Origin of the sequence: Streptomyces sp. Ac-502, from assembly GCF_045222935.1 — a bacterium.
Classification (GTDB): domain Bacteria; phylum Actinomycetota; class Actinomycetes; order Streptomycetales; family Streptomycetaceae; genus Streptomyces; species Streptomyces monomycini.
Map to the genome: position 1 here is coordinate 1,871,272 of NZ_JBHFFO010000001.1, position 24,942 is coordinate 1,896,213.

Sequence of the window (24,942 nt, forward strand, 5' to 3'; positions counted from 1 at the left end):
GGCCACCAGGCCCGTCGGCTACTGGAGCCGTCGGTTGGCTGGGACCGTCGGCTACTGGAGCCGTCGGCTGCCTACTGGGCCACGCCTGCCAGCAGCCAGCGGTCGACCGGCACCTCGAAAAGCACCCGGCCCGACCGTTCCGACGCCGACGGGGGCGTGGCGGTCACGTCCCAGTCGTACTTCGCGAGGAAGGCGGCGACGACCTCGGACGGCACGGCGGCGCCGGGATCCGCCTCGGCGCGTGGCGGCACGTGCCATGTCCGGGCACGTCCTTCCGCTACGACGGGGGCCTCGCCGTCCTCCAGGGCGAGCGAGACCCGCGGGTCGTTCTCGATGTTGCGCAGCTTCACCGAGGCGCGGTCCGCGCCGATCCACCACGTGCCGTGGACGAAGACGAACCAGACGGGCGTGACATGCGGCGAACCGTTCGGCCGGAGTGTGCACAGCCAGACGATCCGCTCGGTGGCCAGGCGGTCGCGGACGGCCGGGTCGAGGGCCTGGGAGCGCTTGGCGCCGGCGGACGGAGCGGAGGGCCGCGCGCGTTCCTGATCATTCATGTCGGCATTCCAGCAGAGCGGGGAAGGGGCGAGGACGGCGGGTCATCATTTCGAGCGCATGTTTGATTGAGTGGGGTGAAACGCCTGCCTGGACCGGGTCGGGGAGGCACACTGGATACATGTGCCGCAGCATCAAAACGCTCAGGCCCCCTGCCACGCCCGACGTGACCGAGGACGACATACGGGCCGCCGCCCTCCAGTACGTCCGCAAGGTCTCCGGGTTCCGCGCGCCCGCCGGACACAACCGGGAGGTGTTCGAGCAGGCCGTGGACGCGGTGACGGCCGCGACGCACGACCTGCTGGCCGGACTCCAGGTGCGGGGCCGCAGTGGGGGCGGCAGCAGCAACGGCGACGGTGGCGGTGCCGCTCAGGCCTTGGGAGCCTCGGGCAACTCCAGCAGCGCGCGCACCGGCAGGTGATCGCTGGGGAACTGTCCGTCGTCGGAGAACGTGTCGATCACGGCGCGGTGGGTCCGGATCGACGGTGACGTGAGGATCCAGTCGATCCGTTCGCCGTCCCGCACCAGCGGCCGGTAGCCGTGGTAGGTGGCGTACAGGGTGCTGCGCGAGTCGGCCGTGTCCCAGCTGTCCACGAGCGCGCCCCGGCTGAGCATCGTGTCGTACACGGGGTTGTTGTGGGCGGGGACGTTGAAGTCGCCGGTGACGATGCGCGGAATCGCCGGGTCCAGCGCGCGCAGCCGGTCGGTGATCAGGGTGGCGGAGCGCTCGCGCGAGTACTGGTTGAGGTGGTCGAGGTGGGTGTTGAGGGCGTAGAACTCCCCGCCGGTACGGAGGTCCCGGAAGCGCACCCAGGTCGCCATCCGGATGACCGTGTTGCCCCACGTCGCCGAACCGATCAGGTACGGGGTGTCGGAGAGCCAGAAGTGGTCGTATTCGACCGGGGCCAGCCGGTGGATGTCGTAGAACAGGGTGGCGAACTCGTCGCGGCTACCGCCGGCCCGGCCCGTGCCCAGCCAGGCGTAGTCGTCACCGAGGTCTTCCGCGATGTCCTGCAGCTGGTGGTACAGCCCCTCCTGCGTACCGATCAGGTGCGGTGCGGCCCGGCGCAGCAACTTGCGCATGACCGGGCGGCGTTCGGGCCACGAGTTGGGCCGCTGGTCCGAGGCGTACCGGAGATTGAACGTCATGGCGCGCAGCCGCCGGTCGCCTCGGGCCGCGTGCGCGGTGCCGCCTCCGTAGGCCAGCGCCGGCGTACCGACCGCCGTCGCCGCGACGGCGCGCAGTGCCGTACGGCGGCTGAAGGGCCCCACGGAGGCGCGAGCGGCGCCCGCGGGCTCCGACGCCGTGCCGGCCAGGGGTTCCGGCACCGCGGCGGAGCAGCCCGTCGATCTCGTCATCGCATCTCCAGTGGCCGGTGGCCCGCTACGGCTGCGGGCCGGGTCACTGAAGAGTCTCGGAGACCAGGGTGATGCGGAAGTGGACAGAAGGGGGAGGGGGCCGAAACGCGCTAATTTCGCACCGGGCTCCGCCTCCGGCTTCCGCTTCCGCCCCCGCCCCCGTCTCCGTCTCCGTCTCCGGTCAGGCTCCCGCTGCCGGTCCCTGCCAGTCGGCGTACCGGATGCGGGAGACTTCCCGTACGTCGCCGGTCGTCCCCCACTCGTCCTTGCCGAGCCGGGACAGCGGCCGCATCTTCCGGATTTCCGGGTGGCCGTCGGTCATGACTTCTTCCGCCACCGCGGCGTGCACCACCCGGCCGAAGACGACGGTCGAGTCACCGAACCGCAGCGTGCTGTGCAGCTCGCATTCGAAGGCCACCGGCGAGGCGGCGACCCGCGGCGCCTTGACCCGCAGACTCGGTTCGGGAGCCACCCCCACCGCGTCGAACTCGCTGACTCCGTGCGGGAAGTCGGTCGCCGTCTCGTTGATCTGCCCGGCGAGTTCCTCCGGTGCGAAGTTCACCACGAACTGGCCGGTCTCCTCGATGTTGCGGAGGGAGTCCTTCCGTCCGACGGCCGAGAACTGCAGGACGGGCGGCGCGACGCAGGCGATGTTGAAGAACGAGTGCGGGGCCAGGTTGGCCACGCCCTCGCCGGAGATGGTGGACACCCAGGCGATGGGCCGCGGCACCACGGTCGCCGTGAGCAGCCGGTAGAAGCCCTGCCGGCCGAACTGTGCGGGGTCGAAGTCGATACGCATGAAGATCAGTATCCATCCCTGCCGAACCGGGGCCCAGCGCCTCCGTGGGACAGTCCGGGTACGGACTCGGGCGCCAGGTGTCGGGTGCCGGGTGTCGGGGGCGGGCACCGCGCGTCAGCCGGCGGAGCCAGTTGCATCCGCCCGTGCGGCTACCTGATGAATTGAACGCTCTCGAATGACATCGCGTCCGCATGTTCCTCCTTGCGGAGAAAATGGTCAGCGGTGCCTTGGCACGCTTCATCGCTGGTCCACGTCTCCACCGTCTTATTCGTCGCGTTGTAGACGAATCCGTCACTCCGGACCGTGAAACACACATTACTACGGGGATTGTGCAGCGTCAGCGTACGGCCGGCTTCCCGGAACCGGAAATAGCCCGAGCTCGGTCGCGTTCTGAAATTTACGCTGCCGAACGTCGCCCGCGTTTCCTGACCGGGCTGCAGCTTGCGCAGAATATTCCCCGAGCAGTTCTTCGAGGCATAGATTTCCGCCTCGACGTCGGTCATGTTCCAGACGCGCCCCGAGGCCTGCAAATAGGTGTGGCAGGTACCGCCCGAGAAATCTCTGATGGTCTGGGCGGGGCCGGGTTCGGTGTATTCGAAATAACCGGTCGTCGTAGCGGCAGGCGGCGCTGCCACCATGGTGAGCAGGAATGCCGCGACCGCCACCGCGAGGGTGTTCCACCATCGGTGCACCACTGCACCGCCTCCTTCTTCCGGAACGGGCACGGTTCCGCGTGCCCGTGAGGGTGCCCGCGAGGGCTGTCTACGAGGCCACACCGCCCGGCCGGGCCGCGCCGCCCGCCCGACCACCCGGCACTCGGTGGAAGGACAGGGCCGACGCGGCGGTGGCCGGGGCGGCGGGCTCGACGGGGGTGGTTAGCGGATGAATTCGACGCTTCGGAACTCCACGTCCGCGCCGTGCTGTCGCGGCCTCAGGAACTGGGTCGCGGTCCCCTCGCAGTCGTCCCTCGACGCATAGAGGGCGACCACCTTGTTGGTGCCGTTGTAGGCCCGTCCGTTCCCTTCGATCGTGTGGCAGGTATTGCTCCGCGGATTGTCGAGCTGTTCCTGCTGACCCGTAGGTGCGGTGTACAGGAAGAAGCCCGTTGTACTGAGAGCGGGTGTGGTGGCGCCGAGAGCGACCGCCGTCGCGATACCCAGGCCGACGAGAATGCGGGGAATGCGCTTCATGCGAAGTCTCCTACTACGGGGGTGAACTGCCTGCCGCAGTAATTAAATTGGGCCGACGGTGACACCGGCAAGACGTCCGGGCGTCGCCAAAAGAGCGAGTTTGCCGCCGCTCCGGTGTTATTTAATTCCGGTGCGCCGAACACGGCGGACGCGGGTTCCGTACGTAACGGAAAATGCTCGGGATCGGAAATTCGTCGGCATAATCTCCCTGTCTCAATGTGAGACGACATCACGCGTCCGCACGCGCCCGCAGCCCCGGCCGTACCCCCAGTCCCGTCACACGCGCCACACCCGCCGCCGCCCCTCCTCCCCCACCACGGCAACCTTTCCCTCCGCAGCGGCGACAAGGACATGTGCGGCCCTGGGCAGCAAGCCCGGCCGGCCGCCGCTTCCGTCCCCCACGAGAGGATCAACTGCCGTGAGCAGCAATACCGGCCGTCACCGCAGGACCCGCACCCTGGCCGTCGCCACCGCCGTCGCCGTGACCGCCGGCGCGGGAGGTGCCTGGCTCGCGCTCGCCCCCGGTACGGCCGGGGCGGCCTCCCAGACCGTCGTGGTCTCGACCACCGCGGCCCTCCAGGACGCCGTCGCGCGGGCCGCGGCCGGCACCACCATCCAGGTGCGCGGCGGTACGTACCACCCGACGCGCAGCCTCAAGAGTTCGGCCGACGGCAGGCCCACGGCCCATATCACCCTCGCCGCGTACGGCAGCGAGAAGGTGCGCATCGACGGTTCGAAGCTGCCCGCCGGGTCCTGGCTGGCCGGGATATCCGGCGATTACTGGACCGTCCGGAACCTCACCTTCCAGAAGTCGCCCGCGCACGGTTTCGTCGTCACGTCCTCCACCGGCGGCGTCTTCGAGAACCTGGTGACCGCCGACAACGGCGACTCCGGCTTCACCCTGCGCGGCGAGGGAACCCACGACAACCTCGTACGGAACCTGGACAGTCACGGCAACTACGACCGGGCCACGCACGGCCAGAACGCCGACGGCATCGCCGTGAAGTTCGGTTCGGGCAGCGGCAACCGGATCACGGGGGCGCGGCTGTCCGACAACGCCGACGACGGGCTGGACCTCTGGAAGTTCGCCGGCCCGGTCACCATCGAGCACACCTGGGCCTACGGCAACGGCAAGAACCGCTGGCACGACCCCGCCTTCGAAGGGAACGGCAACGGATTCAAGCTGGGCGGCGGCGGTACGGTCGCCGCCCACACGGTGGTCGACAACGCGGCCTGGGACAACACGCTCCACGGCTTCACCGAGAACAGCAACCCCGGCGCCACCACCCTCCAGCGCAACACCGCGTACGCCAACAAGAAGGTGGGGTTCTACTTCGCCACGGGCACGGCGCGACTGGCGAAGAACCTGGCCGCCGCCAACGGCGACCGGCCCGCCAAGGTGGGCTCCTCCGCCGTGTCGGCGGGGAACAACTGGGACCGCGGCGTGGCGACGCCCGCGTTCCGGTCCACCGATGCCCGTACCGCGTACGGGCCCCGCCGGGCGGACGGCTCGCTCCCGGCGACCACCTTCCTGACCACCGGGAACGCGCCCATCGGGTCGACCATGAACTGACCGGGACGGCGCCCGCCCCGCCCCGGACGTTAGCCGCGTGTTAGCCGTTCATCAGCGCTCGCACGCAGGGTGGAGTGCACGGGAACAAGGAAGACCGTACCGGCCCGCCGCCCCGTCGGGGCACGTGTCGCATTGCGTGTAGGGGGCAGGCGGGTGGGTGCATCACGAGCGTTTTCCCCGGGATGCCGGGGAAGAGGGAGTTGATCGAACATGCGTGGTCTGCGTACCGCAGCCGCCGTTGCCGCTGCCGCCGCCCTGGCCGCCGGAGCGAGCGCGGGCGTCGCCTCCGCCGCCGGCACGGGGACGTCCGGCGCCGGGGCCTGCCAGCCCGGGACACTGAAGGTCACCACGACGGACGCGGGCGAGAGCCAGGCCGGCATGAACCACGCGGGCACCTACCTGCGGATGGAGAACGTCGGCAAGAGCACCTGCACGATATCCGGCTACCCGGGCCTGGCGCTGGAGGGCGCGGGGCACACGGCGATCAAGACCACGGCGCGGCACGGTGACACGTACTTCGCCAAGGATCCGGGCGAGCACCCGGTCACGCTGAAGCCGGGCAAGAGCGCCTACGCCGACCTGGTGTGGACGCACACCGGCGCGAACACCGCGCACGCCAAGTACCTTCAGGTCTCGCCGCGGGGCGGCAATGGACACAATGTGCTCCCGTTCGATCGGGAAGTGGACAACGGCACGCTGTCCGTGACGGCCTGGTCGGCGAAGCTGCCCACTCCCTGAGGCAGGATTTCGTAGCGGTACGGAGGCCCGGCGCCCGATGGTGGCGCCGGGCTTCCGGCGTGCGGTGCGGGCCGGCGTGCGGTGTTGACGTACGCCGCGCCGGTCCGGGCGGCGGACCGACGGAACGTCGGAACGGCCGAGTGGCGAAGCGGCGGACCGTTGCCGTCTCCTCCGTACGCAACTGACCGTTCACCCCACACGCAACAGACTGTTCACAAAAGCGGTCCGCAACCGACCAGAAATCGGTGACAAACAACCGCATTTCGGCAAACCCCCTGTGAAATCCTTGTTGAAGACCTGACAACGGCGGTCAGGTGATGGCACTCTCCTCTCGATTCACTCCTGCACCACCGGGCGGCCCGACAGGGCTGCCCTCCCCTCATTCGGGCCGCAACCGTACGGTCCGCGCTAGGAGACTGAGTTGAGACGCATGACCTCCACCCCCGCAAGTACACCCTCCGTGCCGCAGCCCTGGTCGCCTCCGCCGCGATGGTCGCGGTCACCGTCCAGACCGGGTCGGCGACCGCGCAGCCCGACGCCGTGACCGGCGCCGAGGCCGTCGCACTGTCCGCGCAGCAGCGCGTGACCGCGATCAAGAGCGCGCAGGCCGAAGCCGCCGGCACCGCGCAGCGGATCGGCCTCGGCGGGCAGGAGAAGCTCGTCGCCCGCGATGTCATCAAGGACGCGGACGGCACGGTGCACACGCGCTACGAGCGCACGTACGAGGGCCTGCCGGTCCTCGGCGGGGACCTGGTCGTCCACGAGAAGAAGAACGGCACCCGCACGGTCGACAAGGCGACGCAGGCCAAGATAGCCGTGTCCACCACGGACGCCGCCCAGCCGGCCGCCACCGCCAAGAAGAGCGCGCTGTCCGCCTCCGCCGCCGAGAAGAACACCAAGGCCGAGGCCAAGGACGCGCCGCGCAAGGTGATCTGGGCCGCCTCCGGCAAGCCCGTCCTGGCGTACGAGACCGTGGTGACCGGCGTCCAGAAGGACGGCACGCCCAGCGAGCTGCACGTCATCACCGACGCGAAGACCGGGGCCAAACTCTTCCAGGACGAGACGATCGAGACCGGTACGGGCACCAGTTCGTACAGCGGCACCGTCCCGCTCACCACCACCAAGAGCGGCAGCACCTACAACCTCACCGACGGTGCCCGCGGCCAGCACAAGACGTACGACCTGCGCCAGGGCACGTCCGGCACCGGCACGCTCTTCACCGACGCGGACGACAAGTGGGGCGGCGGCCGCCAGACCGCGGCCGTCGACGCGCACTACGGTGCGGCGGTGACCTGGGACTACTACAAGAACGTCCTCGGCCGCAACGGCATCCGCAACGACGGAAAGGGCGCCTACTCCCGCGTCCACTACGGCAACGGCTACGTCAACGCCTTCTGGCAGGACTCCTGCTTCTGCATGACGTACGGCGACGGCCAGAACAACAGCAACCCGCTGACCGCGCTGGACGTGGCCGCCCACGAGATGAGCCACGGCGTCACCGCCGCCACCGCCAAGCTCAACTACAGCGGCGAGTCCGGCGGTCTGAACGAGGCCACGTCCGACATCTTCGGCACGGCGACCGAGTTCTACGCCAACAACGCGACCGACAAGGGCGACTACCTCATCGGCGAGAAGATCAACATCAACGGCGACGGCACGCCGCTGCGCTACATGGACAAGCCCTCCAAGGACGGCGCGTCCAAGGACTACTGGTCCTCGTCGCTGGGCGGCGTCGACGTGCACTACTCCTCGGGCCCGGCGAACCACTGGTTCTACCTGCTGTCCGAGGGCAGCGGCAGCAAGACGATCAACGGCGTGACCTACAACAGCCCGACCTACGACAACTCGAAGGTCACCGGCATCGGCCGCGGCAAGGCCGAGAAGATCTGGTACCGCGCGCTGTCCACGTACTTCACCTCGACCACGAAGTACGCGGGCGCCCGCACCGGCACGCTGAAGGCCGCCGCCGACCTGTACGGCGCCTCCAGCACCGAGTACAAGACGGTCGCGGCCGCGTGGACCGCGATCAACGTCAAGTGAACCCCGTGAACGTCATGTGACACCGGTCCCGGCGCGCCCGTCGTCGTCAGCGGCGCGCCGGGGCCACCGCACGGCTCCGCCGGGCCGGGACTCCGGCACGCCGGGCTCCCGGCCCGGCGGAGCGCGTTGCGGTGCCGGAGACCGCGTGGGCTCAGGTCACCGGACTCACCGGACCCACCGGACCCACCGGACTCACCGGACCGGGATCAGGGTCCGGGCCTCCTCGGCCGGCCGCGGGCCGAAGATGCGCCGCTCCGCCTCGCTGATCCGTACGTCGTTGATGCTCGCCTCGCGGCGCCGCATCAGGCCCTCGCCGGTGAACTCCCACAGTTCGTTGCCGTAGCCGCGCCACCACTGGCCGGTGGCGTCGTGGCACTCGTACTGGAAGCGCACCGCGATCCGGTCGTCCTGGAAGGACCACAGTTCCTTGCGCAGGGCGTAGCCGAGCTCCCGGGACCACTTCTCGCGGAGGAAGGCCGTGATCTCGGCGCGGCCGGTGAGAAAAGTGTCCCGGTTCCGCCAGACCGTGTCCTCGGTGTAGGCGAGGGCCACCTGTTCGGGGTCGCGGGTGTTCCAGGCGTCCTCGGCGGCCTGGACCTTCCGCAGGGCGCTCTCCCGGTCGAACGGCGGGAGCGGGGGGCGTGGCGACATGACGGACTCCTTGCAGGAGGAACCACACGGAGAACGGCCGTTCTCCGCGTCCTCCGCTACTCTAGAGAACGATCGTTCTCGGCGAAAGCGGGAGGCCCTCGTGCACCAGGAAGAAGCCCGGGTACGGCTGCTCGACGCCGCCGAGGAACTGTTCTACGCCCGCGGCATCCAGGCCGTGGGCATGGACGAGATCCGCGCCGCGTCCGGCGTGTCCCTCAAGCGGCTCTACCAGTCCTTCCCCTCCAAGCACGAGCTGGTGGAGTCCTACCTCCGGCACCGCGACGAGCGCTGGCGCGCGGCCCTGGCCGGCCACGTGAAGGAGCACGCCACCACGCCCGAGGACGCGCCGGCGGCCGTCTTCGACTGGCTGCACGCCTGGTTCACCACGCCGGGCTTCCGGGGCTGCGCCTTCATCAACGCCTTCGGCGAGCTGGGCGCGGTCTCCGAAGGGGTGACCCGCGCCGCGCGCGATCACAAGGACGCCGTGTACGCGTACGTCTTCGGCCTCGTACGGGAGCTGCCGGCCGGCGATCCGGCCGCGCTGGCCGAGCAGTTGACGCTGCTGATCGACGGCGCCATCACGACGGCCACCATCAACGGCGACCCGGACACGGCTCTGCGCGCCCGCGATGCCGCCGTGACACTGGTGAGGGCGGCGACGGGGCCGGGAGGGAACTAAGCACATGAGGCCTTGGGGTCCTGAGGCCCTGAGTCATGCCCCCGAAGTAGGGACAACGCACTCCTCGGGCAATGCTTTGGGGAAAGCCTCAGCGCGCCGTGCTCATCCGGAAACGGAAACGGAACACCGCATTTCCCGACACCCGAACTTCGGCCTCCGTCGCGTTCGGTACCGCATCACGCCCGGTACCGCGTCGCGCCCGGTACTACCTCACGCCCGGTACTGCGTCACGCGCGACAGCCGCGGATTCCTTCGTCGGGCGTAGCCGGGCAGCCCGCCGCATTCGCCGCGTCCACGCGGCTGCGCCAATTCCTCGGTGAAGTGCGCGATGAATTCGGCCTTCCTCTTGTCCGGCCGCCAGGCACCCGTGACGCTTGCCGTCCTGCCCCCACCTGCGGGGTTCTCCCCGTGCGTACGGACGGGAAATCCGAGCACGAGTTCTACGAACCGAGGAGCACGGTATGGCGTGGACCGCTGGAGGTGGCACCATCGCACCAGGTGCCACACAGGAATGGACATTCGACTGGGGCGGCAACGGGGACGTCGGCCCGCAATTGATTCAGGCTCGCCCACTCAACCCCAACGGGCTCTTGTTCACCACGGAGATCGGTGAAGTGCTGGACGGCAACAACCACCTTTCCTACCGGGCCCGGGTCCGTAATGCCGGACCCCTGACTGTCACCTTCCAATGGCGCGGCGGGAGCGTGTAGCCATGGCCACGATTCAGGTACTGCTCGACGCATCGGGCGCGATCGTGGGCACCGCGCAGGGCCCCGACTCCGCCTCCGGCGAATCCGCCCCGGAACAGGTGGGCCTCGTGGCCGGGCCGGGCCAGCAGCTGGTCGAGGTCGAGGTCGCCGACGCGCTGCTGGAGGGCTCTCCGGCGGAGCTCCACACCCACCTCAGGACCAACCTGCTCGGCTGAGGCACGAAACCGGACAACCGGTAGGAAAAGCAAGCGCGGCCCCCGGCTCGGACCGGGGGCCGCGTTCCGCTGCGGTCCGTCGGGCGGGGCGGGCGAGACAGGCGGGGCGGGCCCCTCAGGCGGTCGGCCATCGTCGCGACAGGCGGTCGGCCGCCGTCGCCACAGGCAGTGACGACACCGTTCACCCTCTTATGAGCAGTCGTTACGCGATCGCCGGATTGCCGCAATAGAGGGGAGCCAACATCATTCGACGTAGGGTTTTCCTCCTGGCCCGCGCCCCGAACCATCGACTGGAAACACTGTGCGCCTCCCCCGCTCCCGGCCGTTCCCCGGGCAGACACGGGCTCGTACGTCTGTGCCCGCAGAGGTGCCCGCGACCGCCCCGCCCCCGCAGGCCGCACGGTGAGCGCCGGCCAGCCGGGGGCCGGCACGCACCGGTGGCGGCGGCTGCCTTCCTGGACGGCGACTCTGCGGTGGAAGGCCGCGCTGTTCATCATGGTGATGTGCTGCTTCCTGGCCGCGGTCCTCGGCGTGCTGGTCCACGTCCTGGTCAGCCGACAGAGCGAGGAGCAGGCACGGAACGCGGCCCTGGACCGGCTGGACTCGGTGGTCGAGACGTACGTGGCCGGGGAACCGCTCAGCCATGACGCGCGCCTGGACCCGCCGGGCCTGCCGCCCGCGCTGCGCGACATGGCACGGCGGGGCGAGCGCGGCACCCAGCTCGGCGAGCGCGGCGGCCGCCCCACGATGTGGGCGGTGACGCCCGCCGACGGCAGGGTTCTGGCCGTCGGCCAGGACTACAGCCAGCGGGCGGCGGTCATCAGCGGGCTGGACCAGGCCATCATCGGGTCGTCGGCCGTCGCCATCACCCTGACGCTCGTCGTCGGCCTCTACGCCACCAGGAGCGTCACCCGGCGTCTGCACCGCACCGCGCAGGTGGCGCGCCGGATCAGCGACGGCGATCTCGACGCGCGGGTGGACGATCCTCGCGCGCGGTGCCCCGGGTACGCGCGGGACGAGACCGCCGCCGTGGCCGCCGCGCTCGACGCGATGGCCGCGAGCCTGCAGAGCAAGCTGCACAGCGAGCAGCGGTTCACCGCCGATGTCGCCCATGAGCTGCGCACCCCGCTCACCGGTCTGCACGCCGCCGCCGAGCTGCTGCCCGCCGGGCGGCCCACCGAGATGGTGCAGGAGCGTGTCCAGGCCATGCGGCGGCTGACCGAGGACCTGCTGGAGATCTCCCGGCTGGACGCGGAGGTGGAGCGCGCCGATCTCGACGTGCACCGGCTCGGGCCGCTGGCCGAGCGCGCGGTACGGGCCACCGGACGCACGGCGGAGGTCCGGGTGGTACGGGACTGCCGGGTGGAGACCGACCAGCGGCGGCTGGAGCGCGTCCTGGGCAATCTCGTCGCCAACGCGCACAAGCACGGCCGCCCGCCGGTGGTCCTGACCGTCGACGGGCCGGTGGTCACGGTGCGCGACCACGGGGACGGCTACCCCGACGAGCTGCTCGCCGAAGGCCCCAGCGCTTCCGCACCCGGCCCGGGAAGGGCCGGAAGGGCGGCGGCCATGGCCTCGGACTGACGATCGCCGTCGGGCAGGCCCGCGTCCTCGGTACGACCCTGCGCTTCTCCAACGCGCCCGACGGCGGCGCCGTGGCCGAACTCACCGTCCGCCTGCCGGACACGGACCGGCGTCCCGCGACGGACAGCACTTCTCCGGCGGAGGACGATCAGCACGGCGACACACCGGTGGCTCCGGGGACGGACGCTCCGCAAGGCCCGCAGGAGCACTGAGGGGGCTGCGGACGAATCGGCCCAACGAGCCCCGCCCGGACGCACCTTGACGTAACGTCACCGGTACGCTGGTCACCTGTCCGACGCCGGTACGGAGCCCCCGCGAGGGGCCCACCCAGGGGGCGATGTGAAGCACCTCGGACCGATCACCGGCCAGGAGCGGCTGCGCGACCGTGCGGCGCACGCCCTGCGCGCCGCGCTGATCGCCGGCGAACTGCGCCCCGGCACCGTGCACTCCGCACCGGCCCTCGCCGCCGGATTCGGCATCTCGGCGACGCCCGTACGGGAAGCGATGCTCGACCTGGCACGGGAGGGGCTGGTCGAGCCGGTACGCAACAAGGGGTTCCGGGTCACCGAGGTGAGCGAGCGCGATCTCGACCAGTTCGCGGAGATCCGTGCCCTGATCGAGGTGCCGACCGTGGGCCGGGTGGTCCGGCTGGCCGGCCGCGACCAGCTGGCCGCGCTGCGTCCGCTCGCCGAGGAGATCGTCCGCGCCGCGCGCGGCCACGAACTCATCGGCTATCTGGAAGCCGACCGCCGCTTCCACCTGGGCTTTCTGGCGCTCTCGGGCAACGCGCGGCTCGTGGAGACCGTCGGCGACCTGCGCAAGCGCTCCCGCCTGTACGGGCTGACCGGCCTCGACGAGCGCGGCGAGCTGCTGCCTTCGGCGCAGGAGCACCTGGAGCTGCTGGACCTGGCGCTGGCGGGCGACGCCGCGGGGGCGGAGGCGTGCATGGCGCGCCATCTGGGGCATGTGAGGTCACTGTGGGCGCGGCCCGGGGACGAGACCGCCGGGCGACGCGCCGTGCGGGGCGGCCGGAGGGCGGCCACGGCCCGGGCCCGTACGGCTTCGGGGTCCTAAGAGCGGCTGCGGACGAGGCCCCGGGCTGGCAGGGGCGGGGCGTCCGGGGGCGACGGGCCGGGAGCGCTGAGCAGCCGGGGGCCGAAAGACGGATCCGACGGGTTGTCAGTGCAATGTCACATTACTAGGTTACGGGGCGCACAGCGGCCCGGCATAGCGTCAACCCCCTTATGTGGGACGCTAGTTGCCCGGCCGCGCGTGCGCGTACGTGCCGTACACGCCTCTCCACAGGAGCAGCCGGTGTTTCCGTTACGCACTGTGTGCAAGGGCCTGCTCAGCGCCGTCCTGTCGGTGGGACTCGCCCTCCCCGCGGCCCAGGCCGCCCAAGGAGCGGCACCCGCCCGGCCGCCGGCCGCCGCGACGGCCTCCCCGGTGGCGGCCTCCCCGACGGTGGCCTCCCCCACGGACCGGACGGCAGTGGCACCGACCGGGCCGACCGATTCGCCGACGCCCCCGATCCGGCAGCGCGGGACCTCCCGCCCGGCAACGGCCGCGTCCCCCGAGGCCGTCCCCCCGGCGACCTGCTGCGGGACACTTCCGACGCGCCCCACCGCCCGAGCACCACGGCCCCCTGCACCCTGGACGCGCTGACCCGCCTCGGCCCGGACGCCCTCGCCGGCTTCCTCACCGACCCGGCCGTCACCGTCGAGGGCTGTCTGCGCGGCCTGATCTGGACCTGGGACGCGCGGCTCGCCCCCGTGATGTCGCGGGCGCACGTACAGGCCGTGTCCCGCCGGATCAGTGCGCTCGCGCCGGGGCATGACGCGACGGACGCCACCCACCTGTACGAGCTGTTCACCTACCTGCACGCCGTCGTCTACCACGACTTCTCGCGCGGCGAGATCGATGTGACGGACGCGCCCACGGTCGGGGCGATGCGGGCGGCCGTCGCCGCGTACGGGACCGCAGCCCGCACCTTCGAGCCCACCCGGCACAACGCCGAGACGCTGCGGGAAGCCCTCACGACGGCGAGCGCGCCCGGGCTGCGCCAGCACCAACTCCCGCTGATCACCAGGGTTCTCGGCACCATGGGGCCCGGCAAGCCGACCGCCACGGACCCGGTGTGGGGCGGCGCAGCCCTTGCCGCTCTCACCGTCAACTACCTCGGCGTGTACCCCGGCAACAACGACACCGCCTTCCGGGCGGCCGTCACCGCCGACGCCGCGTACCGCGCCGCCTTCCGCGCCTTCTCCGGACACACGCACCTGAAGGGGACGGCGAACGCCTGGGTGGTGCGCGACGCCCTGGGCGAGTACGGCCGCTTCGGGCAGATCGAGGAACTCAAGCCCGCCGTCGTCAGCGACCTCGGCGCGCTGCTGACCGACGCGGAGACCAACTTCGGCCGCCGCAGCGCGCCTTGGGCCGGTGTGGCGGGCTGGCTGAACTACTACGGCGTCTGCGCGCGGTACGCCATCTGCCTCCCGCAGATCGAGCGCGAGATCTTCCCGCACACGTACACCTACGACCGGGGCGCCCTCGAAGTCCGTACCGCGCTCGACCGGACCACCGTCGACCAGCTCTACTACGCGAGCAAGAAGGTCAGATCCCAGTTCTTCCGGGTGCTCGGCACGGACACGCCGCTGGCCGGTGACACCAACGCCGCGCTGCACGTCCACCTGTACGCGTCCCGGTCCGAGTACGAGATCATGCACCCGCTGCTGACCGGCATGGGTACCGACAACGGCGGTGTCTACATCGAGAACGGGGCGACCTTCTACACGTACCAGCGGCGCGTGCCGCAGGACTCCACCCTCACCCTCGAAGAGCTGTTCCGGCACGAGTACACCCACTACCTCAACGGCCGCTGGGCCGTACCGGGCAGCTTCGGTGACGCGCCCTGGTACACCGGCGACCTCACCACGGCCATGGACGAGGGGACGGCCGAGTTCTTCGCCGGGGGCACCCGCGACGACGGGGTCCGGGTGCGCAAATCGCTGGTCGCGGGCGTCATCGCGGACACGGCCGGCGGCGGCCCGCGGATGAGTGTCGACCGGTTGCTGCACGCCACGTACGCCGGCGACGGCTTCCGCTTCTACCACTACGCCGGCACCTTCTTCGAGTTCCTGTGGCAGCAGCGCCCGTCGCTGATCCGGGAGATGTACGGCTACCAGCGCGCCGACGACCCGAAGGGGTTCGACGCCTGGCGGAGCAGGCTGGGAGCGGACGGCGCGCTCCAGCGGGCCTACGACGCGTTCCTCGACGCGCGGATCGCCGAGGTCGACGGCCTGTACGTGCCCCGCACCACCTTCCACCCGGTCGCCTCGCTGCGCTTCGCCGAGGCGTCCGAGGTCCGGGCGGCCCTCGCCACGGCCACGTCCCTCACCCCGGCCTGCACGGGCAGCGGCGAGACGGCCGGCCGGGCCCGCTTCACCTGCACCGGCCGGATCACCGCCAACCTCTCCGCCGCCCGCGACCCCGACCGGGTGTTCGCCGACATGTCGGAGACCGTCGACTACTTCCTGCTGGACCGCGCCGGTGCCGCGGCCGACAACCTCGCCGACATGGACTGCTTCTTCGGGGCCGTGGACGTCTGGTCCGACGGCCGGGCCGGGAGCGCGTCCTTCACGTGCGAGGGCCCGTTGCGCAGCTGACCGGCGGGCGGCGGGGCGCGGAAAGGCGGTCCGCGCCCCGTCCCACGCCCCCGATCAGGGGGTGTTTCGAACAACCGCACGTAGATTTCACACAGCCGTAATCTCCCTTTCTCCCGGCAGGCGTGCCACCGAGGTTGCCGCCGGAGCCCTCCCCTCCCGACCGGGCATTTCGGACACCCGAGGTCCGGCCGTGCGTGGTGACGTGCGTCCGCACCGCGTCGGAACGGCAGAATCCGCAGGGGCACGCAACCGCGGGTGCGCCCCGCGCCCGTGCGGCGTGCGCCGTCGGTAGGGACGTCAGGGAGGAAGTTCGGTGTCGGAACGGCAGGTGACGGGTGAGGTCGACGAGGCCGGTGCGCCCGTGGTGGCACAGGAGCGCCGATTGCGCCGCGACCTGGGGTTCTGGGGGCTGACCGCGATCGGATTCTCGAACATCGTGGGGTCCGGCTGGCTGTTCGCCGCCCTGTACGCGGCCCAGACGGCGGGCCCCGCGTCCCTGCTGTCCTGGATCGGCGCGGGTCTGCTGTGCGGCCTGGTCGCCCTGGTCATGATCGAACTGGGCGCGTCGCGGCCCGAGGGCGGCGGTACGGTCCGCTGGCCGCTGTTCGCCAGTGGCCGGCTGGTCGGCACCCTGGTGGGCTGGTCGGTGCTGCTCTCGGTGGGCGGCACCGCGGCCGAGATCAGCGCGATCATGCAGTACGCCGCGCACTATGTGCCGGGGCTCTACAGCGGCCACACCCTGACCCTGACCGGGGTGAGCGTCGCCGCCGCGCTCAGTGTGGTGCTGACGGCGCTGAACTGGTACGCGGTGCGGCTGTTCGCCCGGCTGAACAACCTGATCTCGGTGTTCAAGATCGCGGTGCCGGTGATCACCGTCGTCGCGCTGATCGCCTCCGGCTGGCACGACGGGCGCCTGACCGACCACGGCGGCTTCGCACCGTACGGGTACGCCGCCTGCCTGACCGCGCTCGCCGGCGGCGGCATCGTCTACTCGGTCAACGGCTTCCAGGCGCCGCTGGACTTCTCCGGCGAGGCCCGCAACCCGCGCAAGACCATCCCCGCGGCCGTCCTGACCGGCATCGGCCTGGCCGTCGCCATGTACCTGGCCCTCCAGGTGGCGTTCCTGTTCACCGTCCCCGAGAGTGTGCTCGGCGGCGGCTGGAAGGGCGTCTCCTTCGAGTCCCCGTTCGGGCAGCTGGCGTTGATCCTCAACCTGCACTGGCTGTCCAGCCTGCTGTACGCGGACGCGGTGATCTCCCCGGCGGCTCGGCGTACGTGGGCGTGGCCATCAACGCCCGGCACACCTACGCGCTCGCCAAGAACCGCACGATCCCCCGGTTCTTCATGAAGGTCAACGAGCGGTTCGGCGTGCCGCGCCGTGCGCTGGCGATCAACCTCGCGGTCATCGTGATCTTCCTGCTGCCGTTCGGCGGCTGGCAGGACATCGTGAGCGTGATGGGCAACATGTATCTGCTGATCTACGGCGCCTCCGCGGTCGCGGCCGCGGTCTTCCTCGCCGATCCGGGGAGCAGCACGACCGGCTGGGTGCCGGGCCTGCGCTGGATCGCACCCGTCAGCTTCGTGGTGGCCACCGAGTTCGTGTACTGGTCGGGCTGGCACACCCTGCGTCTGGCCCTGCCGCTGGTTCTCGCCGGACTGCTGATCTTCCTGGCCATGCGGCGCTCCGGGAACGGCCCGGCGGACGCCGTCGGCGACCGGGACGGCGCCGGACGGCGGCTGCCGCTGCTCGCCGAACTGCGCACCGGCGCCTGGCTGGTGACGTATCTGGCGGTGCTGACCGTGCTGTCGTGGCTGGGCGGCTTCGGGGGCGCCGACCGGCTGCCGGCCCCCTACGACTCGCTGGTCGTGGCGGCCTTCGCGGTCGTGGTCTTCTTCTGGGCCGTGCGGTCCGGCGTCCGGCATCTGACGGAGTCACGTACCGCCACCGGGTGACCGGCGACGGAACGGCCGCGGGCCGGGACGGACCGGCAGCGGACCGGCAGCGGCAAGATGTCGGGGAGGCGGCGGGCAGGCGGCGGGGAGCCGGTGCCCGCGGCCGGTCCGCCCCGGCCGGTTCGGCGGATGAGGTGGCCTGGGGTCCGTACCGGGGGAAGTATTGCGTATGGACGTTCCCTTGTACCTCGAACCGCGGTTGGAGTCCCGGCTGGCGTCCCTGCTGCGCGCAAGGACGTTTCTGCATACCCTCGCGGGCGGGCTCGGGTCGCCGCTGAACGTCGTGTTACCGGACCGCATGGCCGAGAACCTGGCCGCCTTCCGGGCGGTCTACCGCCGGCACCACCTGAGCGGCGGCATCTTCTTCGCACACAAGGCGAACCGTTCCAGCGCCCTGGTACGGCGGCTCGCCGCCACGGAAGCCGCCGTGGACGTCGCCTCCCTCGGCGAACTCCAGCACGCCCTGGGCTCCGGATTCGTACCGGACCGCGTCATGGCGACCGGGCCGAAGAATCCGGAGTTCCTCTGGCTGGCGGCCCGTTCGGGCACCACCGTGAACATCGACAGCCCGGGGGAACTGGCCGAACTCGCCGCCCTGGTACGGGATTACCGCCTCCCCCGCACCCGCATCCTGCTGCGGCTCTCCGGCTTTTGCACCCCCGGTGTCCGGCTGCTGACCCGGCAGAGCCGTTTCGGCACGGCCGAGGCGGAGCTGGACGGCCTGCTGAAGTCGGTGGAACGCCACCGTGACGCGGTGGAGCTGACCGGTGTGGGCTACCACCTCGACACGACCAGCCCGGCCGAGAAGGCGGTGGCCCTCGAAGGGTGCGTCAAGGCCCTGGACACCTGCCGGGCCCGGGGCTTCACCCCGCGCGCCGTCGACATCGGCGGCGGCTTCGGCACCGACTACCTCGCCGACGGCGCGCAGTGGCAGCGGTACACGACGGAACTGACCAACGCCGCGCTCGGCACCCGCCCGCCCATGACCTGGCGCCGCCACACCTACGGGCTGCGCAACGAGAACGGCACACTGCGCGGCGCCCTCGCGCTGTACCCGGCCCACCGGCCGACCGCCGGTGCCCAGTACCTGGACGCGCTCCTCTCGCTCCCCGCCCCCTCCCTGGGCCGCCCGCTGGCCACGCTGCTGCTGGAGAACCTGTACGAGCTGCACACGGAGCCCGGGCGCGCGCTGGTGGACCAGTGCGGGGTCACGCTGGCGCGGGTGCTGGAGGTACGCCGTACGGACACCGCCGAGCGGACGGACACCGCCGACCGCGCAGAAGCCGCCGGCCGTACGGGCCCCGGCCACCTCCTGGTGCGTCTGGACGCGAACGCCGACGACATCGGCCTGGAGGAGCACGGCGTCCTCGTCGACCCGATCCTCGTCCCGCGTGCCGCGCCGGGCGGCGCCCCGGACGCCGGGCCGGTGACCTGCTACCTCGCGGGCAACCTCTGCCTGGAGGCCGACATGATCACGCGGCGCGCGGTCCATCTGCCGAGCGCACCGCACCCCGGGGACCTGCTGGCTTTCGCGAACACCGCCGGATACTGCATGGACTTCAGCGCGGACGAGGCCCAGCAGCAGCCCGTCGCCCGCAAGGTCGCCGTATGGCAGGACGGGCCGGCCGACGGCGCCGGCCGGGAGGACGCCTCCTGGCACTGGTGCCTGGACGAACAGTACTGGCCGCACGTGAACCGCCGGAGGAAAGGGTCTGCATGAGGTTCGAGCGCATCACCGACGCCATCGGAAACACCCCGCTCGTACGCATCGATCCGTCCGTGCACGGCCTGCGCACCATCGATCTGTACGCGAAGCTGGAGATGCTCAACCCGTTCGGTTCGGTCAAGGACCGGGCGGCCTGGAACATGGTGCGCGCGGGGCTGCCCGCCGCCGCTGCCGAGGACCGTACGGTCATCGAGCTGTCGAGCGGCAACACGGCCAAGGCGCTGGCCGTCCTCGCCGGTATGCACGGGGTGCCGTTCAAGACGGTCACGAACCGGATGCGCATACCGGAGATCAAGGATCTCCTCCTGCTGCTGGGCGCGGAGGTCGAGGAGCTGCCGGGGCAGACCGAGTGTCTCGATCCGACCAACACCGACGATCCGCTGACCCACTTCCATCAGACGCTCACCGAACCGGGCAGCGCCTACCTGTACACGGACCAGTATTACAACGACCGCAACACCCAGGCCCATGTGGAGGGCACCGGCCCGGAGATCGTCAAGGATCTGGACGGCCGGGCGCCGGACTGGTTCATCGCCTGTGTGGGCACGGCCGGCTCGTCCACCGGGGTGGCCCGGGTACTGCGGGAGCACGATCCCCGGGTGGAGGTGGTCGGGCTGGTCTCGCACAAGGCGGACTTCGTGCCGGGCATCCGCACCATCGACGAGGTGCAGGAGGTCGGTCTGTTCGACCCGGGTACGTACGGCACGATCGCCTCCGTCACCGCCGACGAGGCGATCGACGGGATGCTGACGCTGGCCCGGCGGTGCGGCATCCTGGCCGGGCCGACCAGCGGGGCCGCGTACTTCGGTGCCGTACGCCACCTGCGGGAGCTGGACGACGGCCCGGCGCCGGGCCCCGACTCGGATCCGGACCGCCCGGCGGGGCGCCGGACCGCCGTGTTCATCGTGTGCGACCGCATCGAGAGCTATCTCGGGTACGTACGGCAGCGGCGGCCCGAGCTGCTGGGCCGGCCGCCGCAGCCGAACTCCGTCGCCACCCTCTCCGACGCCGAGGTGCGCGGGGCGCCGGACATCGACGTCGAGGAGGCCCGCCGGTGGATCGAGCACGACCGGCCGCTCGTCGTGGACCTGCGCAGCCCGTTCGCCTACACCGCGCTGCACATCGCCGGTTCGGTCAACATCGTCGACGAGCTCTTCGGCGAACTGGTGCGCGGCGGGCTGCCGTTCAGCAAGAGCCGGCCCGTGCTGCTGGCCTGTCCGGTGGGCGAGCAGTCCGCCAAGTACGCCGCGCTGCTGGCGCGCATGGGCCACCCCGACGTCCGCAGTCTGCGCGGCGGAATCATCGCCTGGCGTGACGCGGGCGCTCCGCTGGTACGGGAGTGACAGCCGATGACCACGACGAACCCGCCCGCCACCGCGGCACTGGACGAACTGCACGCCTGGCACACCGGTGTACGCGCCCAGTTCCCCATCATCACGGGCGCCCCGCAGCTCGCCTACCTGGACAACGCCGCCACGACGCAGAAGCCGCAGGCCGTGCTGGACGCCGTGCAGCACTACCTCACCACCGGCAACGCCAACGCCGGGCGCGGCACCTACACCTGGGCCAACCGGACCACGGCGCTGGTCGAGGAGACCCGGCAGCGCGTCAAGGAGTTCCTCGGCGATCCGGAGCCGGAGCGTTCCGGGGTGCACTTCGTCAGCGGGGCGACGGCGGGGCTGCGTGCCGTCGCGCACGACTGGCTGGCCGGTCAGCTGTCCGACGGCGACGAGATCGTGGTCCCGCTCGCCGACCATCAGGCGAACATCGTCCCGTGGCTGGAGGTACGGGACCTGCTCGCCCGGCAGGGTCTGCGCATACGGGTCCGCCCGATGCCGTACCAGGCGGGGTCCGGCGACTACGACCCGGCGGCCCTGGCCTCGCTGGCCGGGCCGCGGACCCGCTTCGTCGCGGTCACACACGTCCATCACGTCTACGGCGGCGACATGAACGTGCACCGCATCCGGCAGGCGGTGGGCCCGGACGTGCCGATCTGCCTGGACGCGGCGCAGAGCGTGGGCCACATCCCGGTGTCGCTGGCGGACCTGGACGTGGATTTCGCCGTCTTCTCCGGGCACAAGGCCCTGGCGCTGCCTGGTTCCGGTGCCGTGTGGTCCCGTAACGCGCGGGGCCCGGCGTTCGTGCCCGGCGGGTGGGACGGCAGCCCCAACACCACCGGCATCCGGAGCCTGCTCGCCGCGTTCGACTGGCTGGACGCGGTGGGCACCGGACGCGTCGAGCGGTGGGCGTCGGCGCTGGCCGCCCGGCTGACCGAAGGGCTGCGCCACCTGCCCGCGTACCAGGTCCTGGGCTGCGGGCGCAGTCTGGCGGCCGATGCGGACATCCAGCGGCGGCAGGGGATCGTGACCTTCCGGCACCGCGGCATCGACTCGGGCGATCTCGGCTTCGCGCTGTTCGACCACGGCTTCATGGTCCGTTCCGACAGTCTCTGCCAGGGCAGCGGGGGCGAGCGGCAGCACTCGGTGCGGGTGAGCCTGCACGCGTACAACTCCCCGGCAGAGATCGACCGGCTGCTGGACGTGCTGGGCGCGTGTGCCTGACTCCTGGGGGCCCGCCCCTGGGGAGTGACCCCTTTGGAGTGACAGCACGCCATTGGAAACCGTTTTCACCTGTAGGTTGAGGACCACCGGCGGACAGGTGCGAGACGGCTGAGGTGGCGCGAACCGGATGGGACTGAGCACGGCTACGGCCGCCCTGTGGGTGCGGCGGTGGGAACGACAGCAGCAGCGGTACGCGATCGACCGTGAGGAACGCTTCACGGTCGTCGCCGACGCCGTGGAGAAGGTGACCGCGCAGCAGGAGCGGTCGCTGGTCCTGGACCTGGGCTGCGGGCCCGGGTCGCTGGCCGCGCGCCTGGCCCGGCGGCTGCCCGGCGCGGACGTCGTGGCCGTGGACAAGGACCCCGTCCTGCTGGCGCTGGGCCGGGCCCACCACGGCGACGCCGTGCGGTTCGTCGAGGCGCCGGTCGGCGCGGCCGGCTGGACCGGCGCCCTGGGGCTGGACCGCCCGCTGGACGCGGCGGTCTCCTCGACGGCGCTGCACTGCCTGGCGCCGGACGCGCTGCGCCGGGCGTACGAGGACCTCGCCGGCCTGGTCCGGCCCGGCGGCGTGCTCGTCAACAGCGACCGGTTCCGCAGCCCGCGGGGGGACCGGGCGGCGGAGGTGGCCGCCCAGGTGGGGCTGCGGCGGGCCGAACGGCAGCGGCCGCCCGGCCGCGAGGACTGGGCGGCCTGGTGGGCCGCTGCCGCCGCCGACCCGGAGCTGGCCGGCCCGTTCACCGCCCGCCGCGCCCGGCACACGGCGCACAGCGTGCACAACGGGCTGCCGCTGTCCCATCACGTACGGCTGCTGCGCCGGGCCGGATTCCGGCACGCGGCGCCGGTCTGGCAGTTCGGCGAGGACGCGGTGCTGGTGGCGGTGCGGTAGGTCCGGCGGGCCCGGGGGCGGTGGTTCCGGCGGGCTCGGGCGTGGCGTCGCCGTCGTCCCGCCCGGCGGGCTCAGGTGACGGCGCCGATGATGTGGAACAGGGTGCCCTCCGGGTCGCGCAGCTCGGCCACGGGACCGTGTGGGGTGCGTTCGGCCTGGGACTCCACCTGGCCGCCCAGCTTCTTCGCGGTCTCCACGGCCTCCTCGACGCTCGGCACCTGGAAGTGGATGTTCCAGCGCGGCCGCACCTGCGGGTCGGCCGCCGCCTCGATGGCACCGCCGTAGAGGCCCACCACGTCCCGGTCGTCGGCGCTGAGCACCACCCGCTCGTCCTCCCAGCGCACGTCGAAGGGGCTGCCGTCCGCCTCGCTGTACCAGCCGAAGAGGTCGCCGTAGAACCGCGCGGCGTCGAACGCGTCCCGGGTGCGCAGCTCCACCCAGACCGGCGCGCCGGTGCCGACCGGCTGCCGGTTGGCCCCCGGGTCGCTCTCCCGGCACTCCCACAGGCCGAAGTTGGCCCCGGCCGGGTCGGCGGCCAGCGCCAGCCGGCCCGCGTCGAAGTCCAGCGGGCCGATGGCGACCGTGCCGCCGCGCTCCCGCACCCCGTTCGCCGCCTCGTCCGCGTTGTGCGTACCGAAGTACGTCGTCCACGCGTTGGGCAGTTCGGTGTGGCGGGCGGCCGCGCTCAGCCCCGCCACCGCCGTGTCCCCGGCCATCGCCCGTACGTACGGGCCCCACCGGTCCGGTCCGGCCTCGAACCGCCAGCCCAGCAGCGGCCCGTAGAAACGCGTCGCGACGTCGAGGTCCCCCGTCAGGAGGGTGGCCCACGACGGCACCCCGGGAACAAACGTCATCTGGCACTCGCCCATGTAAAGCCGGCCCTTCTCCACCATTGTCTCCAGCACTGCTACTGCGGTCCTACCAGGAAAGGCGGGACCGCATGCTATTTCACCGGGTCAAGCCGCAACCGAACTGGCGGGCGCCTCCGGGCCGGTCCCGTCGGCCTGCTCGCGAATGCGGGCGCAGGTCCGCTTGATGAGACGGCATACATGCATCTGGGACAGTCCCAGTTCCTCGCCGATGCGGCTCTGCGTCATGTCGCAGAAGAACCGCATGTACAGGATGCGGCGCTCACGTTCCGGCAGGCCGCGCAGACCGTCGCGCACCGTTTCCCGGGCGAGCACCAGCTCGTACTGCGACTCGGTGAAACCGATACTGTCACGGAGGGCGAAATCGTCGTCGGCGCCCGGCCGCTCGGCGTCCAGCGAAAGGGTTTTGTAGCTTTCGATGGCTTCCAGGCCGAGGATGACGTCGTCGGCGGAGAGCCGGGTGCGTTCGGCGATCTCCGAGACGGTCGGGAAACGGCTGTCGGAGGCCGCGGCCAGTTCGCGTACGGCGAGCCGTACGGTGTTGCGGAGTTCCTGGACGCGACGGGGTACGTGCACGCCCCAGGTGCAGTCCCGGAAATGCCGCTTGACCTCACCGACGATGGTGGGGATCGCGTAACTCTCGAATGCGCTGCCACGCTCGGGCCGGTACCCGCCGATGGCCTTCACCAAGCCCAGCGCGGCCACCTGTTTCAGATCGTCCATGCTTTCGCCTCGGTCCCGGAACCGCAGCGCGAGACGTACCGCCATCGGCAGCCAGGCGCGTGTCAGTTCATCGCGCAGCCGCCTCTTCTCCGGGCCTTCGGGCAGTTCTGCCAGGCGTGTGAAAACGGCGTTCGTCTCGGCCGCGTCCGGGGTGTCCGGAAAAGCTCGTCGGCGGCGCGACGGAGCCGTGACAGCTGTGCTCACGGGACCACTCTCCCAACGGACGCGGGATCTGGGCGTCGTCTCCGAGACGGCGGAGGCACACCTTCGAGACAGCCTCCGGCTGCCCGCACACCGGGTCCGACCAGGTACGCGGCGTACGCCCAACGTCTGCACACCCGAGCATAGGTCGATCCGGAGCGGCTCGCCTGCGGAGCGCTCACGCGCCGCTGCACCCCGTCATCCGACCGGCCCGAAATGCATGTTTGGCATCCCGTAATGCCGGATACCCAGCCCGGCGGAGTGC

21 protein-coding genes and 2 pseudogenes are annotated in these 24,942 nt (G+C 71.3%); 15 read left to right on the forward strand and 8 right to left on the reverse strand.

Features of this window, described 5'->3' with window-relative positions:
* Positions 1–71: 71 nt before the first annotated feature.
* Positions 72–557, reverse strand: coding sequence for a pyridoxamine 5'-phosphate oxidase family protein (locus ACEXOX_RS08410; protein ID WP_406519781.1), 486 nt, complete (start codon positions 555–557; stop codon positions 72–74).
* A gap of 119 nt (positions 558–676) precedes the next feature.
* Between ACEXOX_RS08410 and ACEXOX_RS08415 the strand changes: the two genes are divergently transcribed.
* The gene (locus tag ACEXOX_RS08415) at positions 677–976 is read left to right on the forward strand and encodes a DUF2277 domain-containing protein (protein WP_406519782.1); all 300 of its coding nucleotides are present in this window, start codon (positions 677–679) and stop codon (positions 974–976) included.
* On the opposite strand, the gene ACEXOX_RS08420 is transcribed toward ACEXOX_RS08415, so the two are convergent.
* The 4 genes from ACEXOX_RS08420 to ACEXOX_RS08435 form a co-directional block, all read right to left on the reverse strand.
* Positions 925–1,914 carry an endonuclease/exonuclease/phosphatase family protein gene (locus tag ACEXOX_RS08420; protein WP_406519783.1) on the reverse strand — a complete coding sequence of 330 codons (990 nt, stop codon included), beginning with the start codon at positions 1,912–1,914 and terminating at the stop codon, positions 925–927. The two genes, ACEXOX_RS08415 and ACEXOX_RS08420, sit on opposite strands and share 52 nt — an antisense overlap.
* A gap of 181 nt (positions 1,915–2,095) precedes the next feature.
* Positions 2,096–2,713 (reverse strand): flavin reductase family protein, encoded by a 618-nt coding sequence (locus ACEXOX_RS08425; protein WP_406519784.1) that lies wholly within the window; start codon positions 2,711–2,713, stop codon positions 2,096–2,098.
* Positions 2,714–2,862: 149 nt separating this feature from the next.
* Positions 2,863–3,408 carry a hypothetical protein gene (locus ACEXOX_RS08430; protein WP_406519785.1) on the reverse strand — a complete coding sequence of 182 codons (546 nt, stop codon included), beginning with the start codon at positions 3,406–3,408 and terminating at the stop codon, positions 2,863–2,865.
* A gap of 180 nt (positions 3,409–3,588) precedes the next feature.
* On the reverse strand, positions 3,589–3,903 hold the full coding sequence (locus ACEXOX_RS08435) for a hypothetical protein (RefSeq protein WP_406519786.1): 315 nt from the start codon (positions 3,901–3,903) through the stop codon (positions 3,589–3,591).
* 418 nt (positions 3,904–4,321) lie between these two features.
* Here ACEXOX_RS08435 and ACEXOX_RS08440 point away from each other — a divergent pair, with 418 nt between their 5' ends.
* The 3 genes from ACEXOX_RS08440 (at position 4,322) to ACEXOX_RS08450 (ending at position 8,254) form a co-directional block, all read left to right on the forward strand.
* Positions 4,322–5,476, forward strand: coding sequence for a right-handed parallel beta-helix repeat-containing protein (locus tag ACEXOX_RS08440; protein ID WP_406519787.1), 1,155 nt, complete (start codon positions 4,322–4,324; stop codon positions 5,474–5,476).
* 210 nt (positions 5,477–5,686) lie between these two features.
* Positions 5,687–6,214, forward strand: coding sequence for a DUF4232 domain-containing protein (locus ACEXOX_RS08445; protein WP_406519788.1), 528 nt, complete (start codon positions 5,687–5,689; stop codon positions 6,212–6,214).
* Between the two features lie 489 nt (positions 6,215–6,703).
* On the forward strand, positions 6,704–8,254 hold the full coding sequence (locus ACEXOX_RS08450; RefSeq protein WP_406519789.1) for a M4 family metallopeptidase: 1,551 nt from the start codon (positions 6,704–6,706) through the stop codon (positions 8,252–8,254).
* A 192-nt stretch (positions 8,255–8,446) separates the two neighbouring features.
* On the opposite strand, the gene ACEXOX_RS08455 is transcribed toward ACEXOX_RS08450, so the two are convergent.
* Positions 8,447–8,905, reverse strand: coding sequence for a nuclear transport factor 2 family protein (locus ACEXOX_RS08455; protein WP_406519790.1), 459 nt, complete (start codon positions 8,903–8,905; stop codon positions 8,447–8,449).
* Between the two features lie 100 nt (positions 8,906–9,005).
* On the opposite strand from ACEXOX_RS08455, the gene ACEXOX_RS08460 reads away from it, so the two are divergent.
* From ACEXOX_RS08460 to ACEXOX_RS08510, 11 genes and pseudogenes are all read left to right on the forward strand, one after another.
* Positions 9,006–9,584 (forward strand): TetR/AcrR family transcriptional regulator, encoded by a 579-nt coding sequence (locus tag ACEXOX_RS08460; protein WP_406519791.1) that lies wholly within the window; start codon positions 9,006–9,008, stop codon positions 9,582–9,584.
* 461 nt (positions 9,585–10,045) lie between these two features.
* Entirely contained in the window at positions 10,046–10,294 is a 249-nt protein-coding gene (locus ACEXOX_RS08465) for a hypothetical protein (RefSeq protein WP_030021841.1), read from the forward strand.
* A 2-nt stretch (positions 10,295–10,296) separates the two neighbouring features.
* On the forward strand, positions 10,297–10,509 hold the full coding sequence (locus ACEXOX_RS08470; RefSeq protein ID WP_406519792.1) for a hypothetical protein: 213 nt from the start codon (positions 10,297–10,299) through the stop codon (positions 10,507–10,509).
* A 495-nt stretch (positions 10,510–11,004) separates the two neighbouring features.
* Positions 11,005–12,305 (forward strand): annotated as a pseudogene (locus ACEXOX_RS08475) (ATP-binding protein).
* 127 nt (positions 12,306–12,432) lie between these two features.
* A complete protein-coding gene (locus ACEXOX_RS08480; RefSeq protein WP_406519793.1) occupies positions 12,433–13,167 on the forward strand; it encodes a GntR family transcriptional regulator in 735 nt (244 codons plus the stop codon).
* 260 nt (positions 13,168–13,427) lie between these two features.
* Entirely contained in the window at positions 13,428–15,758 is a 2,331-nt protein-coding gene (locus tag ACEXOX_RS08485) for a collagenase (RefSeq protein ID WP_406519794.1), read from the forward strand.
* 382 nt (positions 15,759–16,140) lie between these two features.
* Positions 16,141–17,711 (forward strand): annotated as a pseudogene (locus ACEXOX_RS08490) (APC family permease).
* A 169-nt stretch (positions 17,712–17,880) separates the two neighbouring features.
* On the forward strand, positions 17,881–19,431 hold the full coding sequence (locus ACEXOX_RS08495; RefSeq protein ID WP_406519795.1) for a Y4yA family PLP-dependent enzyme: 1,551 nt from the start codon (positions 17,881–17,883) through the stop codon (positions 19,429–19,431).
* Positions 19,428–20,780 (forward strand): pyridoxal-phosphate dependent enzyme, encoded by a 1,353-nt coding sequence (locus ACEXOX_RS08500; protein ID WP_406519796.1) that lies wholly within the window; start codon positions 19,428–19,430, stop codon positions 20,778–20,780. Before ACEXOX_RS08495 ends, ACEXOX_RS08500 begins: the two co-directional genes overlap by 4 nt.
* Positions 20,781–20,786: 6 nt before the next feature.
* On the forward strand, positions 20,787–21,998 hold the full coding sequence (locus ACEXOX_RS08505) for an aminotransferase class V-fold PLP-dependent enzyme (RefSeq protein ID WP_406519797.1): 1,212 nt from the start codon (positions 20,787–20,789) through the stop codon (positions 21,996–21,998).
* A gap of 127 nt (positions 21,999–22,125) precedes the next feature.
* Positions 22,126–22,884 (forward strand): trans-aconitate 2-methyltransferase, encoded by a 759-nt coding sequence (locus ACEXOX_RS08510; RefSeq protein ID WP_125048521.1) that lies wholly within the window; start codon positions 22,126–22,128, stop codon positions 22,882–22,884.
* A 71-nt stretch (positions 22,885–22,955) separates the two neighbouring features.
* Here ACEXOX_RS08510 and ACEXOX_RS08515 read toward each other — a convergent pair whose 3' ends face one another.
* Positions 22,956–23,789 (reverse strand): VOC family protein, encoded by an 834-nt coding sequence (locus ACEXOX_RS08515; protein ID WP_406519798.1) that lies wholly within the window; start codon positions 23,787–23,789, stop codon positions 22,956–22,958.
* Between the two features lie 51 nt (positions 23,790–23,840).
* A complete protein-coding gene (locus tag ACEXOX_RS08520; RefSeq protein WP_406519799.1) occupies positions 23,841–24,680 on the reverse strand; it encodes a SigB/SigF/SigG family RNA polymerase sigma factor in 840 nt (279 codons plus the stop codon).
* Positions 24,681–24,942: the final 262 nt, after the last annotated feature.

Coding starts and splice junctions, on each gene's coding strand:
- ACEXOX_RS08410 (WP_406519781.1), bottom strand. CDS start 557: ATGAATGATCAGGAACGCGCGCGGCCCTCCGCTCCGTCCGCCGGCGCC.
- ACEXOX_RS08415 (WP_406519782.1), top strand. CDS start 677: ATGTGCCGCAGCATCAAAACGCTCAGGCCCCCTGCCACGCCCGACGTG.
- ACEXOX_RS08420 (WP_406519783.1), bottom strand. CDS start 1,914: ATGACGAGATCGACGGGCTGCTCCGCCGCGGTGCCGGAACCCCTGGCC.
- ACEXOX_RS08425 (WP_406519784.1), bottom strand. CDS start 2,713: ATGCGTATCGACTTCGACCCCGCACAGTTCGGCCGGCAGGGCTTCTAC.
- ACEXOX_RS08435 (WP_406519786.1), bottom strand. CDS start 3,903: ATGAAGCGCATTCCCCGCATTCTCGTCGGCCTGGGTATCGCGACGGCG.
- ACEXOX_RS08445 (WP_406519788.1), top strand. CDS start 5,687: ATGCGTGGTCTGCGTACCGCAGCCGCCGTTGCCGCTGCCGCCGCCCTG.
- ACEXOX_RS08450 (WP_406519789.1), top strand. CDS start 6,704: ATGGTCGCGGTCACCGTCCAGACCGGGTCGGCGACCGCGCAGCCCGAC.
- ACEXOX_RS08455 (WP_406519790.1), bottom strand. CDS start 8,905: ATGTCGCCACGCCCCCCGCTCCCGCCGTTCGACCGGGAGAGCGCCCTG.
- ACEXOX_RS08465 (WP_030021841.1), top strand. CDS start 10,046: ATGGCGTGGACCGCTGGAGGTGGCACCATCGCACCAGGTGCCACACAG.
- ACEXOX_RS08470 (WP_406519792.1), top strand. CDS start 10,297: ATGGCCACGATTCAGGTACTGCTCGACGCATCGGGCGCGATCGTGGGC.
- ACEXOX_RS08495 (WP_406519795.1), top strand. CDS start 17,881: ATGGACGTTCCCTTGTACCTCGAACCGCGGTTGGAGTCCCGGCTGGCG.
- ACEXOX_RS08500 (WP_406519796.1), top strand. CDS start 19,428: ATGAGGTTCGAGCGCATCACCGACGCCATCGGAAACACCCCGCTCGTA.
- ACEXOX_RS08505 (WP_406519797.1), top strand. CDS start 20,787: ATGACCACGACGAACCCGCCCGCCACCGCGGCACTGGACGAACTGCAC.
- ACEXOX_RS08510 (WP_125048521.1), top strand. CDS start 22,126: ATGGGACTGAGCACGGCTACGGCCGCCCTGTGGGTGCGGCGGTGGGAA.